Raw genomic sequence first — 15,210 nt, 5'->3', positions numbered from 1 at the left:
CCGGACGGGCGGCGCCGCACTGCGCTCACGCGGCGGGCCTGCCGGGCTGATCGTGGGTCGAGCAGTGGATGCCGCCGCCGCCCGAGGCGATCGTGTCGATCGCGACGGGGACGACGTCCCGCTTGGGAAAGTGCTCCTGCAGGATGCCGCGGGCCCGGTCGTCGGCCTGGCGGTCTCCGAACTTCGGCATGAAGACGGAGTCGTTGGCCACGTAGAAGTTGGCGTAGGTCGACACGAAGTCGTCGCCCTCGCCCGTGATCTTGTCCAGGTCGGGCTGCGGCAGGTCGATGATCTCGAACTTCCGGCCGCGGGCGTCCGTGGCCTTCGACAGGACCGCCTTCGCCTGGTCGGCCGAGCGGGACCAGGAGTCCTTCGGGGTGTTCGGGTGGGCGCGGTCCAGCAGGACGACGCCGGGGGCGGTGAACCGTACGAGGCTGTCCACGTGGGCGTCGGTGATGTCCTCGCCGCGCACGCCGGCCAGCCAGACCACCGTCTCGACGCCGAGGGTCTGCTTGAGCTCGGCCTCGATCTGGTCCCGACTCTTTCCGCGGTTGCGGTTGTCGTTGACGATCGAGCTCTCGGTGATCAGCAGGGTGCCCTCGCCGTCCGTCTCGAAGGAGCCGCCTTCGGCCACCAGCGGAGCCTGGACCCGGGGGATCCCGTACTTCTGGAGCAGGAGGCGCCCGACCTGGCCGTCGTTCTTGTGCTCCTGCTTGTTGCCCCAGCCGTTGAAGTTGAAGTCGACTCCGACGACCTTGCCCTCCTCCTCGACGAAGACGGGAACGGTGTCGCGGGCCCACAGGTCGTCCACGGCCGGCGGGATCACCTCGACCTCGGAACCGCAGGCCTTCTGCGCCGCGGCCACCTGCTCGGGCCGGGCCATCATGACGACCTCCTCGTACCCCCCGACGGCCCGGGCGATCCGCGCGATGTCCTCGCGCACGGAGCGCAGGTCCTCCATCCAGACCGCGTCCAGGGCGGGCCAGGCCATGAAGGTGCGGGTGTGGCTCTCCCACTCGGCGCCGAGCCGGCGCTTGGCGCCGGCGGGGGACGGCTGAGTGGAGCCCTCGGGGGCCTGGGAGCGCGGGGCGCTCTGCGAGGGGCCGCAGGCGGCGGCCCCGAAGGCGAGGGCGCCGAGCCCGGCGAAGGTGCGGAGGGCGGTCCGGCGCGCGGGGGGCAGGTGGGGCACGGGAGGACTCCGATCGAGGGCCGGCGGGACGACTGCATCCGGCCGGGACGGGCGCGGGAGGCACGGCACGGGCCGACGGTCCCGGGCCCCCGAGACAAGGGTGCGCCCTCGGTCCGCGAAGGGCCGTCACGCCGAGCGGATGGTGCGGGCACGTGTCGCCACTCTGGCACTGACTGAAAATTCAGTCAATTCATGGCACGAATGCGCGCAGGCCCCTGCCGCATCGCAGGGCATCTCGCCCCGCATCAACTCCGGGGTCGAGGACCCCACGCCGTGGCTCGCCACCGCGTACGTGTCCGGTCCCTCGCTGCACGAGGTCGTACGGCGGCACGGCCACTGCCGGCCCGCACGGTCCTACTGCTGCTCGCGGGCATAGCCGAGGCGCTCCAGGCCATCCACGGGGCGGGCGTCGTCCACCGCGACCTGAAACCGGCCAACGTCCTGCTCGCGGGGGACGGCCCCCGGGTGATCGACTTCGGCATCGCCCGCGCGGCCGACGCCGCCGCGCTCACCGGTACGGGGCTGCGGATCGGCACGGCGGCGCTCATGGCGCCCGAGCAGGCCCTCGGCCCTCCGGCGACGCCGGCGACCGACGTCTTCGCGCTCGGGACACTGGCCGCGTACGTCGCCTGCGGGGTCGCACCCTTCGGGAACGGCCCGGAGTCCAGCGCCCTCTATCGGGTCGTCCACGAGCATCCCGACCTCACCCGGGTGCCGCACGAGCTGTACGGGCTCGTCTCGTGGTGCCTCGCGAAGCGTCCCGAGGACCGTCCGCAGCCGGCCGAACTGATCGCCTCCGTGCGGGCGCACCCCCTGGTGTGCGGGCAGCCGGAGTTCACCGGCGGCTGGTTGCCCCGGCAGGTCCGGGAGGAGCTCGGGGGCGGAGGCGGGGGCGACACCGCTCGGGCCGCCCCTGCGCCGTTCCAGGCCACCAGGACGGCCCCCGCGCATCCGGGCCCGGCGGGCGTCACTCCCGCATCCCTCACGATCGCGAGACTGGCCGAGGCCCCGGCCGACGGCTCCGTCACGATCCTGGTGGACCAGTACCGCCGGAGCTGATGCCCAGAGCCGCCGAGGCGTCACGGCGAAGGGCGGGGCGCCCTGAGGCACCCCGCCCGTTGCGCTGTCGCCGGAGATCAGGTCTTGCCGGCGTCAGGTCTTGTCGGAGGTCAGGTCTTGTCGGGGCGGTCCGTCACGCGCAGGGAGTTCAGCAGGGGTTTGCCGAAGCCGGTGTGGGTGACGAAGCGGACGTTCAGGGTGCCGTCCGTGACCGTGACCGTGTAGGTGCGGGTCAGGGCCGTGTAGGAGCCCGCCTCCAGGGCGATGTCCAGCGAGGGCAGTACCTGGGCGCCCTCCGCCAGGACGTCGAAGACGCGCTTGTTCGGCTTGGTGGAGGAGAGCTCCGCGAAGCCCAGTTCCACGGTGTAGGTGCCGTTGGGGACGTTGTCGAAGCGGTATTCGTACATGCCCTCGCGGGCGTTGCGGAAGAGCTTCTGGTCGTCCGTGCCCGCGATCGTACGGCTGGTGGACTGCGACGAGGCGTTGCCCTGGTAGCCGTACGAGCCCGCCGTGTACTTGCGGTCCGGGGACCAGCCGTCGCCCAGCGAGTCCGTGCTCGCGCCCGTGGAGCCCGCGTCCAGGGCGACCTGGTAGCGCGGGACGACGAGCTTGACGGGGACGGTGAGCACCGGGGTCCGGCCGCTGGCCGAGGTGATCTTCAGGTCGGCCGTGAGGACGGTGCCCGGGGTCAGGCCCGTGGTGTCCACGGACAGGGTGAGCGGGGCCTTCCCGCCCGTCGGGAGGTCCCCGGAGCCCGGGGTCACCGTCAGCCAGGCCGCGTCCTCGGCCGCCGTGAAGGCCGTACCGAGACCGGGGTTGGTGAGGTCGAGGGTCCGCGTCCGCTTCTGGCCGGGCGGCAGGACGATCTCCACCGCCGCCTTCGACGGGGTCGCCTTGCCGGTGCGCAGGGACCGGGTCACCTGGGTGACGTCGGCCGCCTTGACGTCCACGGTGGCCGCCACCGGCTCGTACTGGGCGGCGGTCAGGGCGAGTTCCCGTGCCCCCGAGGGACTCTGGACCACGTACCCGCCGTCGGCCGCCGTGGTGGCGGAGACCGCGGTGGCGCCCGTGCCGATGGTCACGGTGGCTCCGGCGACCCCGTTGCCGTCGTTCGCGTCGAGCACCCGGCCCGCCACCACGCCGCTCTTGGTGGTGCGGAAGGAGACGGACAGGCCGTCGGTGATCACGGGCGTGTTGAAGGAGTACCGGTAGGCGTCGGTGCCGGTGGCGTTCTCCACGCCGACCGTGGCGGTGGAGCCGCCCTTGATGCCGGCGCCGCCGGTCCCTTGGTAGGAGTACCGGACGGTGCCGTCCTCGCCGATCGCCGCCGAGAAGGAGAACTTCTCGGACTGCGCCGACCAGTGCGACACCTCGCGCCATTCGATGACGTAACTGCGGTGCGGTGCGGAGCCGGTGACCGCGGTGAAGACTCCGGACCCGCTGCCGTCGGCGCCGACGACCAGGTCGTCCCAGAAGGGGTACAGCGCCGCGTTGAGCGTGGCCGCGCTCGGGATGTCCCCGTTGACGTCCCCGGTGTTGTTGCCGCCGAAGCTGACGGTGCCGTTCGTGCCGATCCAGGCCTGCCCGTACGTCTTGCCGTACAGCGGCAGCGGGAAGGGCAGGTCGACGCGCTCGGTGGTGTTGTCGCCGGTCAGTGCGAGCCGGCGGTCGCCAGGCTGGTACGGGCTGCCGTTCGAGGCGGTGCAGGCGTAGCCGTAGCCGTCGGTGCGCTCGGGCAGGTTCACCGCGACGGTGGTGTCTCCGGCGACGGTGACCGCGGCCGCGCCGGCGGTGAGGCAGCGGGAGGAGTGGGTGGCGTTCACGGTGTAGGTGCCGTGCGGCAGGGTGACCTCGAAGCGGCCCTGGGCGTCGGTGGTCGCGGTCACCGGGGTGTCGGCGACGGTCACCGCGGCGCCGGCGAGCGGGCCCGCGGCCGAGGCGACGGTGCCGGTGAGCTTCCCGGAGTCCGCCTGGACGAGGTCGATGTCGCCGGTGGCGGTGGCGTTCTCGGTCACCGCCACGGTCGCGCCCTGCTGTCCGTAGCCGAACTTCGAGGCGGTGACGGCGTACGAGCCCACGGACAGGGTGGGGAAGCGGTACGTGCCGTCGGCCGCGGTGGTCGTCGTACGGTCGATCGGGCCGTCGGCGGCGACCTTCACCCCGGCGACGGGCTGTCCGCCGGAGCGGACGGTGCCGGCGAGCGCGCCGAGGGCTCCGCGCGGCGCGGCGGTGACGGCGGCGAGCGCGTCGAGCTTGCCCTCGCCGAAGACGTTGTTGTCGGCGGCGGTGCCGCCGCACTGGGCACTGTCGGTGTCCAGCGCAGTGCCGTCCAGCAGTGCTTCGGTCTGCGCGATGTCGCCTTCGAGGGCGGGGGCGGCCGACCAGAGCAGTGCCACGGCCGCGGCGGTGTGCGGCGAAGCCATGGAGGTGCCGGAGAAGGACTCGTACGCGCCGCCGGGGACGGAGGAGCGCACGTTCACGCCGGGAGCCGCGATGTTCGGCTTGAGGATCCCGCCGGGGCCGGCGCCGCGCGAGGAGAAGGAGGCGACGGCGCCGTTGATGTCGAAGGCGCCGGAGCTGTAGGAGCTCGCGTAGTCGCCGGGCGATCCGCTGGTGGCGCAGCCGGGTCCGGAGTTGCCGTTGGAGAAGGCCGGGAAGATGCCGGCGGCCCGCCAGGTGTCCACGATCTGCTGGTACCAGGTGTCTCCGCCGGGGCCGCCCCAGGAGTTGTTGACGATGTGCGGGGCCAGGTCGGGGCGCGGGTTCTGGCCGTTGAGGTCGGTCGGGGCGACGATCCACTGGCCGGCGGCGAGCAGCGAGGCCTCGGAGCAGGAGTTGGACTCGCAGCCCTTGGCCGCGATCCACTTGGCTCCGGGGGCCACGCCGATCTTGTTGGCGCCGCCGTCGTCACCGACCATCGTCCCCATGGTGTGGGTGCCGTGGTCGTTGTTGTCGCAGGGGGCCGCGGTGGCGCAGACTCCCGCCGGGTCGAACCAGTTGTAGTTGTGGTCGTAGGTGCCGTCCGCGGCCCGGCCGCGGTACTGGTTGGCCACGGCCGGGTGGGTGTGGTCCACTCCGCTGTCGATGTTGGCGACGACGATGCCCTCACCGCGCACGCCGAGCTGGTCCCAGACCTGCGGCGCCTTGATCCGGTCGACGTTCCACTCGACGGCGTCGGCCGCCGTCTTCTCCCGGGCGCCCTCCGCGGGCTTCGCCAGGGCGATCTGGTCGTCGGCGTCGATCCGGGCGACCTCGGGGCGCTGGGCCAGGGCGGTGGCGAGCTTCTCGGTACCGACGACGCGGACCGCGTTGACGATCCAGTACGAGGTGTACTCGGCCTGCGTGCCCTCCAGAGCCTTGATCACCTCGGTCTGGCTGCGTGCGGCCTGCTCCTTCTTGAGCCGCAGCACCGTCGCGGCCTTCGCGGCCCGGGTCGGCTGCGCGGCCGCGGCGGTGAGGTCGGCGGCGCTGTCGAGGTAGACCCAGAAGACGGCCTTGGCGGAGCCGTCGAGCCGGGCCCGGAGACTCGGCTCGATCTTGCGCTCGGCCGCGCCCGGGGTGGGGGCCGGATCGGGGGCGGCCGCGGCCACGCCCGCGCCGAGGGGCAGGAGCAGGGCCGCGGTGAGGGCGGCGAGCCCTGCGCGCAGGGGTCGTAATCGTGCTCGGGAGCTTGGTGCCACGTGTGGTCTCCTCGTACGCCGTGTGCAGAACGTGCGGAAAGGGTGTGCGTGACGTGCGCGGGCCATGGTGCGGGAGATGTCATGACCCGTACAAGGGTGCCTAATGAGCCGTACCGCCACCGGACGGCCACCGGCCCCGCCACCGGACCGCGATCGGCCGGGTGGCCGTTCCGGGCCGCGCGGGCCAGCCTGGGGGAATGACCGCCCCCGCCCCGTCCCCCGCTCCCTCCCCCGGGGTGCGGCTCGGCACCGCGCAGGGCCGGTGGATCGTGCTGACCACCGTGCTCGGGTCCGCCATGGCGCTGCTCGACTCGACCGTGGTCAATGTGGCCCTGCCCGCCATCGGGCGGGATCTCGGCGCCGATCTCGCGGTGCTCCAGTGGACGGTCAACGCCTACCTGCTGACCCTCGCGGGCCTGATCCTGGTCGGTGGGGCGCTCGGGGACCGGTTCGGGCGTCGCCGGATCTTCGTGCTCGGGGTGGTGTGGTTCGCGGTGGGTTCCCTGCTGTGCGGGATCGCACCGAACGCAGGGGTGCTCATCGCCGCCCGCGCCCTGCAGGGGGTCGGCGGGGCGTTGCTGACGCCCGGTTCCCTCGCCTTGATCCAGGGATCGATCCATCCCGACGACCGGGCCCGCGCGGTGGGGCTGTGGTCGGGGTTCGGCGGGGTGGGCGCCGCCGTGGGGCCGTTCCTGGGCGGCTGGCTGGTGGACGGGCCGGGCTGGCGCTGGGTGTTCCTGCTGAACGTGCCGGTGGCCGCGCTCTGTGTCCCGGTCGCGCTGCGGCACGTACCGGAATCTCGGGATCCGGCGGCGCACGGGCGGTTCGACGTGGCCGGAGCGGTGCTCGGGGCGGCCTCGCTCGCACTGATGACCTACGCGCTCATCGAGGCCCGGTCGGGCACCGCGCTGGTGGCGGGCGCCGCCGTGGGCGGCGTACTGCTGGCCGGGGTGTTCGTGCTGGTCGAGCGGCGGCGGGCCGATCCGATGGTGCCCCCGGACATCTTCTCCTCGCGCCGGTTCACCGCCGTCAACCTGGTCACCCTGTGCGTGTACGCGGCCTTCGGCGGGTTCTTCTTCCTCGTGGTGCTCCAGCTCCAGGTGGTGTCCGGCTACTCCGCCCTGGGCGCCGGAGCCGCCCTGCTGCCCACCACGGCCCTGATGCTGCTGCTGTCGGCCCGGTCGGCGCAGCTCGGGGAGCGGATCGGCCCGCGGATCCCGCTGACCGTGGGGCCGCTGCTGTGCGCGGCGGGGATGCTGCTGATGCTGCGGGTGGGCCCGGAGGCCTCGTACGTAGGGGACGTCCTGCCGGCGCTGCTCGTGATGGGCCTGGGCATGGCGGCCCTGGTGGCGCCGCTGACGGCGACCGTCCTGTCCTCGGTGGACCCCGGCCGGGCGGGGCTGGCCAGCGGCATCAACAACGCGGCCGCGCGCGCCGCCGGGCTCCTCGCGGTGGCCGCGCTACCGCTGCTGGCCGGGATGGGGCCGGACGCGTACCTCTCGGCCGGGGCCTTCGACGCGGCCTTCGGGCGGTCGATGTTCTGGTGCGCGGGGGTGCTGGTGGTCGGGGCCGCCGTGGCCTGGGCGACCGTACGCTCCCCCGCGCCCGGGGCCTGTCACCCGCAGTGCCGTACGAACTGCGCGGTGACCGCTCCGCCGCTCGAACCCCCGGGAGCGGCGGCGCGGTGACCCCTTGGGCGGGCCGGCCCTACCAGGGGCTAGGCGCCGGCGGGGCGACGACCGGCGGGCGATCGTCGCAGGTGATGGTGTTGGGCAGTTCCCAGCCGGCCAGCCAGGGGCCCGTGGTGCCGCCGCCGTCGTTGCCGCCGCGGTCGACGAGGGTGAACTCCGAGCCGGTGGCCGGGAAGTTGAAGGAGCCGCAGTTGTTGACGCCGACGGCCCCGACGTTACGTGCGTCGACGTTCTCGAAGCTCGCCGAGCCGGCCGCGCGTGCGCTGACCACGGAGGTGCCCGTGCCGTCGACGCGGACGTCCTTGAAGCGGACGTTCTCGATGCGGACCTTGTCCTTCACCGGCCAGTCGCTGACCAGCATGATCGCGTTGTAGGTGCTGTCGAGGAAGGAGTTCCCGGCGACCTGGATGTCGGCCCGGTCGATGCTGCGGTCCAGGGCGTAGAACCAGATCGCGCCGAGCCCGATGTTCCAGTTCAGTTCGTACGTGCCGGAGCGCACGGTGGTGTTGCCGTCGATCCGCAGGCTGCCGGTGAAGGGTTCGGCTCCGAAGCGGGAGCCGACGTGCAGGGCGCTGCCCTCGCGGACCGGGTCGGCCACGAGGTTGGCCGTGACGGTGGTGTCGGTGCCGCCGTAGATCGCGATGCCGTTGGCCAGCGTGGGGCTCTGCACGGTGTTGTGGTCGAAGGTGTTGCGGGCGTTCGTGGTCTTCTCCGCCCACATGGCGAGGCCGTCGTCGCCCGTGTTGCGGACGAAGTTGTCCTGGACGAGGGAGTCGGTGACTCCGGTGTGGAAGTTCAGGCCGTCGGCGATCTGGTCGGTGATGACGTTGCGGGTGACCTTCACGTTGCTCATCGGGCCGTCGAACCAGAGGCCGACCTTGGTGTGGTGGATGTAGAGGGAGTCGATGGTGGAGTCGCTCATCGCGCCGCCGACTCCGTTGACCTGGTCGGTGTCCACGCGTTCGCGGACGTCGCCCTCGATGGCGAAGCGGGAGAGGTGGACGCCCCGGCTGCCGCCGTCCGCGGCCTCCTTGCCGTAGAAGCCGACGCCCTTGCCCTTGACGGTGGTGTACCAGCTGCCGGCGCCGGTGACGGTGACCCCGTCCACGATGATGTGGCGGTTGACCTGGTAGGTGCCCGGCGGCAGGTAGACCGGGAGCCGGTGGCGCTTGGCGAAGGCGATGGCCCGGTCGATGGCGTCGGCGGAGTCGCGGCGGCCCGTCGGATCGGCGCCGAAGAGGAGGGCGTTGGCGGCGGCCGCCTCCACGTGCGGGGCTCCGACGCGCTGCGAGTCGAGCAGGTCGATCACCGTCCAGGCGGCGGGGCTCCCGGCCGGGACGGTGAGCCGGACCTTGTCGCCCGCCCGGTAGGTGCGGCCCAGGAGCAGGCGCTGCTCGTCGTACATGTGGGTGGGGCGGAAGGGCTTGGCGATGACCGGGGCCGGGGTGGTGGCCGCCGGGACGCAGCCGCACTCGGTGATCCACCAGTCGGGGTGCAGGAGGCCGGCCTGCGGGTCGTTGCTGAAGGGGTACTGGTTGTACAGCCAGGAGTACTGGGAGGTCAGCGTCATCGAGCGGCGGTTCTTGCCGTTGACGGTGACGTCGAGCGGGGCGGTGATGCCGCCGCCGGCGGGGGCGTCGGGGAGGCTGTAGCGGACGGTGACGGCGTCGGCCGCCGCGGGCAGGGTGAACTCCACGTACTGGCCCGGCGCCAGCTTCACCGCCTTGCGGCCGGAAGCTTCGGCGGGCAGGGAGTACGCGGTGCGGTCGGGGCCGATGAGCGTGCCGGAGGTGGCGGCGTTCTCCGCCTCCTGCTCGGCGAAGTCCACCCGGGCGCCGCGGCCCTCGGCCAGTGCGGGGTCGAGGGCGGCCCGGGTGACGGCCGTGGGCACCGTGGGGTCCGCGGCGGCGGGCCGGGCCTCGGCCGCGCCCGCGCCGAGGGCGCCGAGGCCCAGGGCGGACGCGGTGAGCGCCGCCAGGACGGCGGCGGCCCGTGCGGGGAGGACGCGGGCGGGGGCGACTCTTCTGTTTGCTGCGCCGGCTGCGGCTCGGCTTGCGGCTGCTCTTACGGCGAAGCTTGCGGCTCTTCTTGGGGGCATGGCCGGGACAGTAGGACCCCGCACGGAAACACGGCAAGAGTCATGCAGGATCCTTCTTTATCCTGTCGAGTTTTTCCAATGATCCGTGGTGTGGCAGACGTCCACGCCTCGGCCTACCGTGGGATCGGGAGGGCCCCCATGTGCTGGAGCGCGACGGCCGATCTGACGGCGGGCACGGTGATCACCGCCGCCGGGATCGCCTGCCTGGCCCGGACCCGGCGCGCCCGGGACCTGCCCGTCGCGGCGCTCCCGCTGATCCTGGGCGCGCACCAGCTGATCGAGGCCGCCGTCTGGCGCTCCGGCGGCGGCTGCGGCCCGGCCACCACCGCCTGGGCGGTGATCGCCCTCCCGCTGCTGCCCGTATGGGTGCCGCTCGGGGTACTGCTCGCCGCCGCGCCCGAGCTCAGGCCCCGACTGCGCCTGCCGGTAGCCGCCGGCCTCGCCACCGGCGCGTACCTCGCGTACTGCCTGGCAACCCGCCCCGTGAGCGCCGAGGTCCGCGGCCACGCCCTCGGCTACGGCGTGAATGTTCCGTGGATCCCCCTGGCCCTGGCGGGCTATCTGTTCGCCACGCTCGGCGCCCTGCTCCTCTCGGGAGACCGCCGGCTGCGCCGCCTCGGCTCCCTCCTGGCGGCCGGGGCCCTCGTCTGCGCCGCACTGTGGAGGCTGGAGTTCGCCTCCACCTGGTGCGCCTTCGCGGCGGCCGCCTCGGCGCTGATCCTGGTCTGGACCGGCGACCGCGCGCGTTCCCCTTCTGTACGCGAGGGCTCCCGGCGGGGTGCGCCGAACCTGTAACACCGGCCAGGGCGCGGAACAGGGGCACCTTCCGAAGGTAAAAAGATTCGCGTGCCGATCACGGGCCCACCTTGCGGTTTGTCGCTTTTCGGCCTCGGAGCCCGCGGGATGCAGCCACGACGGAGTGGCGGGGTGCACCGAGGACCCCGCCACCCCGGGGCGGCGGGGCATCCCGTAACGCGTTCGACTTCTGACGTGGTGGATTCGAGCGGACACACCTCGGCCGCGGGGCCCTCCTCGCGACCGTTTCCGTCACTGCGGGATCACCGGCCATGCACAGCGGGTGGTCGTTCCCAGCGTCCGATGGGACTTTCAACGCCCTCCCGCGGGCCGCGAACCGACACCGCCCACGGCTGCCGCCGACGAAAGACGCCTTGACGTATCTAGTGACTTCGCAAGCACTCGGCAGTAGAACTCGTTCTCATTCCGCCTAGAGTGAGGAAGCTCACATGAGCGACAAAGGCCTGCACAAAACGAACCAGAACGGCGTCTCCCGTCGAGGATTTCTCGGTAGAACGGGTTCCATCCTGGGAGCAATGGCCCTTGCGGGTCAGATCGCCCCGTCCCAGGCCCAGGCCGCCACGGCCGGCGCGGCCGCCGCCGGCCCGATCGACAACGGAGCGCACGTACCGGCCCTCGTGATCGGTACCGGGTACGGCGGTTCCGTCGCCGCCCTCCGGCTCGCCCAGGCCGGCGTCGACGTCCACATGATCGAAATGGGCATGGCCTGGGACACCCCCGGCTCGGACGGCAAGATCTTCTGCAACACGACCACCCCGGACTACCGCGCGTACTGGCTCCGCACCAAGACCAAGGCGCCGCTGAGCAACTTCCTGGGCTTCCCCATCGACAAGAACGTCCCGCGCTACACCGGCATCCTGGACGCCGAGGAGATGGGCGGGATCATCGTCTACCAGGGCCGCGGCGTCGGCGGCGGCTCGCTGGTCAACGGCGGCATGGCGGTCACCCCGAAGCGCGCGAACTTCGGCGCCGTCCTGCCGACCGTGAACGCGGACGAGATGTACGACACCTACTACCCGCGCGCCAACGCGGGTCTCGGCGTCAGCCTGATCGACCCGGCCTGGTTCGAAAGCGTCGACTGTTACCAGTTCTCCCGCGTGGGCCGCAAGCACGCCCAGCGGGCCGGGTTCCCCTTCGTCTTCGTCCCGGACGTGTACGACTGGGACTACATGGAGAAGGAAGCGGCGGGGACCGTCCCCAAGTCCGCCGTCGCCGGTGAGATCCTCTACGGCAACAACGCCGGCAAGAAGTCCCTCCAGCAGACCTACATCGCCCAGGCCAAGGCCACCGGCAAGGTCACCATCTCGCCCCTGCACAAGGTGACTTCGGTCTCCCCGGCCTCCGGCGGCGGGTACACGGTCGTCATCGACCAGATCAACACCACCGGCGACACCGTCGGCACCAAGACCGTCGTCGCGGACAAGGTGTTCTTCGCGGCCGGCAGCGTCGGCACCAGCAAGCTGCTCGTCCGGCTCAAGGCCACCGGCGCCCTGCCCAACCTGAACAACGAGATCGGCAAGGGCTGGGGCGACAACGGCAACGTCATGTGCGGCCGGGCCAACCACATGTGGGACGCCACCGGCAAGGTGCAGGCCTCCATCCCCTGCGGCGGCATCGACAACTGGGACGCGGGCGGCGCGTTCGCCGAGGTGGCGCCGCTGCCGACCGGCATCGAGACGTACGCCTCGTTCTACTTGTCCATCACGAAGAACCCGAACCGAGCGGAGTTCACGTACAACGCCTCGACGGGCGGGGTCCAGCTGAACTGGCAGACGGCGTGGAAGGCGCCGTCCATCGCCATGGCGAAGACCATCTTCGACAAGATCAACTCGAAGGAGGGGACGATCTACCGGACCGACCTCTTCGGCACCAACAAGATCTGGGGCGACCACCTCACCTACCACCCCCTCGGTGGCGCGGTCCTGGACAAGGCCACCGACAACTACGGCCGTCTGCACGGCTACACCGGCCTGTACGTCATCGACGGCGCGCTGATCCCCGGCAACACCAGCGTCAACCCGTTCGTCACCATCACGGCGCTCGCCGAGCGCAACATCGAGAAGATCATCGCCACCGACCTGTAAGGGCGGCGGACAGCACGAAGGCCGGGGCCGTCGGATTCTCCGACGGCCCCGGACCCGTGTGCGCACCGCACGCGCTCCGCGCTCAGTGACCCGGCAGCACGCAGACGCTGTCGAGGCCGAGCACGTGGTTGAGCCGGCCGAAGGCCAGCCAGGAGCCGATGCTCATCGTCAGCTCCACGATCTCCACCTGGCTGTAGCGGGCCGTCATCCGCTCCCAGAACTCCTCGTCCAGGCCGTGGTGGTCCAGGCAGTACCGCTCCGCGTACTCCGCCGCGAGCCGGGTGCGCTCGTCGAAGCGGTCCGTGGTGCGCCACTCGGTGACGGCCTCGGGGAACTCGTCCTCGACCTTCTCCCCGTCCCGGTCGGTGCGCCAGTCCAGGCAGAAGATGCAGCCGTTGATCTGCGCGACGCGCAGCCGTGCCGCCTCGAACTCCCGGAGCCCCAGGGTGGTGTGGGCGTACACCGACAGGGAGAAGTTGGCGGCGGCCATCCCGATGCCGGGGACCAGATCGCCCCACACGTACTCGATGGGGTGCTGGCCTTCGGGTATGTCGATCCTCATGACAGTTTCCTTCCGAGTTTGCCGACGGCGGGGCGCAGGGGGACGTCCAGGGCGTCGTAGAGCCCCGGTTCGGCCTCCACCAGCCAGTCGATGGCTCCGACGAGGCGCCCGACGGCGGTGGCGTTGCCTCCGGCGGAACGGTTCTCGCCCTCGTCGGTGGCCTCGATGGTGACCTCGATGTGCGGGCGGCCCTCGATGATCACCCGGTGGGCGCCGTCGCCGCCGTCGGGCGGGGTCGGCCAGTCGGGGGCGCAGGAGGCGTGGATGCGGGTGACGTGCTCGATGACGATGCGGGGTTCGCCCTCGACGATCCCCTGCACCTCGAAGCGGATGGCGCCCTGGGTGCCTCCCTCGAACTCCCCCATCGTGCGCGTGGTGACGGTCGTGTCGAGGGCGCGGCGCTCCACGGTCTCGCGTATGTCGTCGAGTTCGACGCCCAGTGCCCGGGCCATCATCCGGATCTGGCCGCCCCACACCATGGTCGGGATGGACGGCATGAGCATCATCGGCTCGTAGTCCATGGGCTGGCCCATGCCGATGAGGTGGCGGACGGAGTCCGGCTGGTCGTAGGTGGAGTAGTCGAAGATCTCCTGGCAGCGGATGACGTCGATCCGGGTGCCGAGCCCGCTGAGCAGCAGCGGGAGCACGTCGTTGCCCCAGCCGGGGTCGACGCCGGAGGCGAAGAGCGAACCGCCGCCCTCCGCGACCGCCGCGGTCACCGGATCGAGGAACTCCGGTGGGGCGCTGCGGTAGTCGTAGAGCGGATAGAGGGCGGGGCTCACGACGACGGCACCGGAGCGGATCGCCCGCGTGATGTCGGCGAGCGCGTCGTCGGGGCGGATGTCGCCGGACGCCGCGTAGACGACCGCCTGCGGACGGGCCGCGAGGACCGCCTCGATGTCGTCGGTGGCCAGGGCGCCCGTCTCGTAGTCGAGTTCGCCGAGTTCACCGGCGTCGCGGCCGACCTTTTCTGGATTGTGGACGATGACGGCGGCCAACTTCAGCGCCGGATGGGCCTCTACGGCACGGATGGCCAAACGGCCGACGTTGCCGGTACCCCAGACAACCGTGGAAATCATGCGCGGAGGGTAGCTTCAGGACCTGTAGGTTCCTAGAGCCGTGTACGGAAATTCCGGCCCGCTGTCACTGGTTTTGCGCACCCAGCACGAAGAGCAGGTAAACGAAGAACGCGAACAAGTGGCCTACGAACAAATAGGCGATGAGTCGGATGATGAGACCGCGCGGGAACTTCGACTGCTGCACGTGCTGCGTGTCCTGCGAATCGGACATGGCGTACGGCTCCTCGCCTATCGGTGGTGTGTGGTGATCGTGCCGGTGCCGCCGCCGAGGCACAGGCCGGCGAGGCTGCTCTGCAGCAGCGTGTGGACGAACAGCAGCTCCGCCCCGGCGGCCCCGGCCGCGCCGATCCGGTGCGCGGTGAGCGAGTCGAAGTGGGCGCTGTCCCCGGGCTCCAGCAGGTACTCGGTCTCCCCCAGGTGAAGCCGCAGCCGCCCCTGCAGCACGTACAGCCACTCCTCCCCGGGATGTACGCGGACCAGCTCGCCCTGGCTGCGGCCGTAGGGGACGTGCACGCGCAGCGCCTGCATCCCGCGGCCGGAGCCGCCGGCCTGCCAGTACGTCCAGCCGTCCGCCTCGCGGGCGCCCGGACCGCCGGCCCGTACGATGGGATCGGCTACGGCCGGGGTCTCCCCGAGCAGCTCCGAGACCGTCGTACCGTACGTGCGGGCGAGCCCGAGCAGCAGCGGCAGCGAGGGCTGGCGGCGGCCGGTCTCCAGCCGCGACAGGTGCGCCGGCGAGAGCCGGGCCCGGGAGGCGGCGGCCTCCAGGGTGAGCCCGGCCCGGCGGCGCAGATCGCGCAGCTGCGGGGCCACGGTGGGCAGCTCGGCTTCGGGGGCGGTGGCGCCGGGGGCTGGGTCGGCCGCTTCGTCGGGGCCGGGGGCAGGACCGGTTGTCATGCCCCGATTGAGCCAGATACTTACCTGCCTGGCAATCCGCTTTGCCTCTGAGGTA

The 15,210-nt window shown here is 71.9% G+C and carries 11 protein-coding genes; 4 read left to right on the top strand and 7 right to left on the bottom strand.

The features are described from left to right. Window positions 1–25 precede the first annotated feature (25 nt). Window positions 26–1,189 carry an agmatine/peptidylarginine deiminase gene (locus tag ACFVX6_RS05485; protein ID WP_389688221.1) on the bottom strand — a complete coding sequence of 388 codons (1,164 nt, stop codon included), beginning with the start codon at window positions 1,187–1,189 and terminating at the stop codon, window positions 26–28. A 273-nt stretch (window positions 1,190–1,462) separates the two neighbouring features. Here ACFVX6_RS05485 and ACFVX6_RS05480 point away from each other — a divergent pair, with 273 nt between their 5' ends. Next, the gene (locus ACFVX6_RS05480) at window positions 1,463–2,248 is read left to right on the top strand and encodes a serine/threonine-protein kinase (RefSeq protein WP_389688219.1); all 786 of its coding nucleotides are present in this window, start codon (window positions 1,463–1,465) and stop codon (window positions 2,246–2,248) included. Window positions 2,249–2,358: 110 nt separating this feature from the next. On the opposite strand, the gene ACFVX6_RS05475 is transcribed toward ACFVX6_RS05480, so the two are convergent. Then, window positions 2,359–5,928 (bottom strand): S8 family serine peptidase, encoded by a 3,570-nt coding sequence (locus ACFVX6_RS05475; protein WP_389688217.1) that lies wholly within the window; start codon window positions 5,926–5,928, stop codon window positions 2,359–2,361. Between the two features lie 197 nt (window positions 5,929–6,125). On the opposite strand from ACFVX6_RS05475, the gene ACFVX6_RS05470 reads away from it, so the two are divergent. Next, window positions 6,126–7,616 carry an MFS transporter gene (locus ACFVX6_RS05470; protein ID WP_389688215.1) on the top strand — a complete coding sequence of 497 codons (1,491 nt, stop codon included), beginning with the start codon at window positions 6,126–6,128 and terminating at the stop codon, window positions 7,614–7,616. A gap of 19 nt (window positions 7,617–7,635) precedes the next feature. Here the strand turns inward: ACFVX6_RS05470 and ACFVX6_RS05465 are convergent, their stop codons facing one another. Further along, entirely contained in the window at window positions 7,636–9,717 is a 2,082-nt protein-coding gene (locus ACFVX6_RS05465; protein ID WP_389688214.1) for a glycosyl hydrolase family 28-related protein, read from the bottom strand. Window positions 9,718–9,855: 138 nt separating this feature from the next. Between ACFVX6_RS05465 and ACFVX6_RS05460 the strand changes: the two genes are divergently transcribed. Next, window positions 9,856–10,512 (top strand): DUF6629 family protein, encoded by a 657-nt coding sequence (locus ACFVX6_RS05460; RefSeq protein WP_389688212.1) that lies wholly within the window; start codon window positions 9,856–9,858, stop codon window positions 10,510–10,512. A 449-nt stretch (window positions 10,513–10,961) separates the two neighbouring features. Next, complete coding sequence (locus ACFVX6_RS05455; RefSeq protein WP_389688210.1) at window positions 10,962–12,617, top strand: GMC oxidoreductase; 1,656 nt, start codon at window positions 10,962–10,964, stop codon at window positions 12,615–12,617. 82 nt (window positions 12,618–12,699) lie between these two features. On the opposite strand, the gene ACFVX6_RS05450 is transcribed toward ACFVX6_RS05455, so the two are convergent. From ACFVX6_RS05450 to ACFVX6_RS05435, 4 genes are all read right to left on the bottom strand, one after another. Beyond that, window positions 12,700–13,179 carry a carboxymuconolactone decarboxylase family protein gene (locus tag ACFVX6_RS05450; protein WP_250738006.1) on the bottom strand — a complete coding sequence of 160 codons (480 nt, stop codon included), beginning with the start codon at window positions 13,177–13,179 and terminating at the stop codon, window positions 12,700–12,702. Further along, window positions 13,176–14,258 carry a dihydrodipicolinate reductase gene (locus ACFVX6_RS05445; RefSeq protein ID WP_389688208.1) on the bottom strand — a complete coding sequence of 361 codons (1,083 nt, stop codon included), beginning with the start codon at window positions 14,256–14,258 and terminating at the stop codon, window positions 13,176–13,178. The genes ACFVX6_RS05450 and ACFVX6_RS05445 overlap by 4 nt, the downstream gene beginning before the upstream one ends. A 64-nt stretch (window positions 14,259–14,322) precedes the next feature. After that, window positions 14,323–14,469, bottom strand: coding sequence for a DUF6126 family protein (locus tag ACFVX6_RS05440; RefSeq protein WP_389688206.1), 147 nt, complete (start codon window positions 14,467–14,469; stop codon window positions 14,323–14,325). Window positions 14,470–14,486: 17 nt separating this feature from the next. Continuing rightward, window positions 14,487–15,155 carry a helix-turn-helix domain-containing protein gene (locus ACFVX6_RS05435; protein WP_389688204.1) on the bottom strand — a complete coding sequence of 223 codons (669 nt, stop codon included), beginning with the start codon at window positions 15,153–15,155 and terminating at the stop codon, window positions 14,487–14,489. Between the last annotated feature and the right edge of the window lie 55 nt (window positions 15,156–15,210).

The sequence above is a fragment of the Streptomyces sp. NPDC058289 genome (genome assembly GCF_042880975.1).
Taxonomy (GTDB): Bacteria; Actinomycetota; Actinomycetes; order Streptomycetales; family Streptomycetaceae; genus Streptomyces; species Streptomyces stoeckheimensis.
The sequence above is the reverse complement of the archived record's forward strand: the minus strand, read 5'-3'. Positions and strand labels throughout refer to the sequence as shown.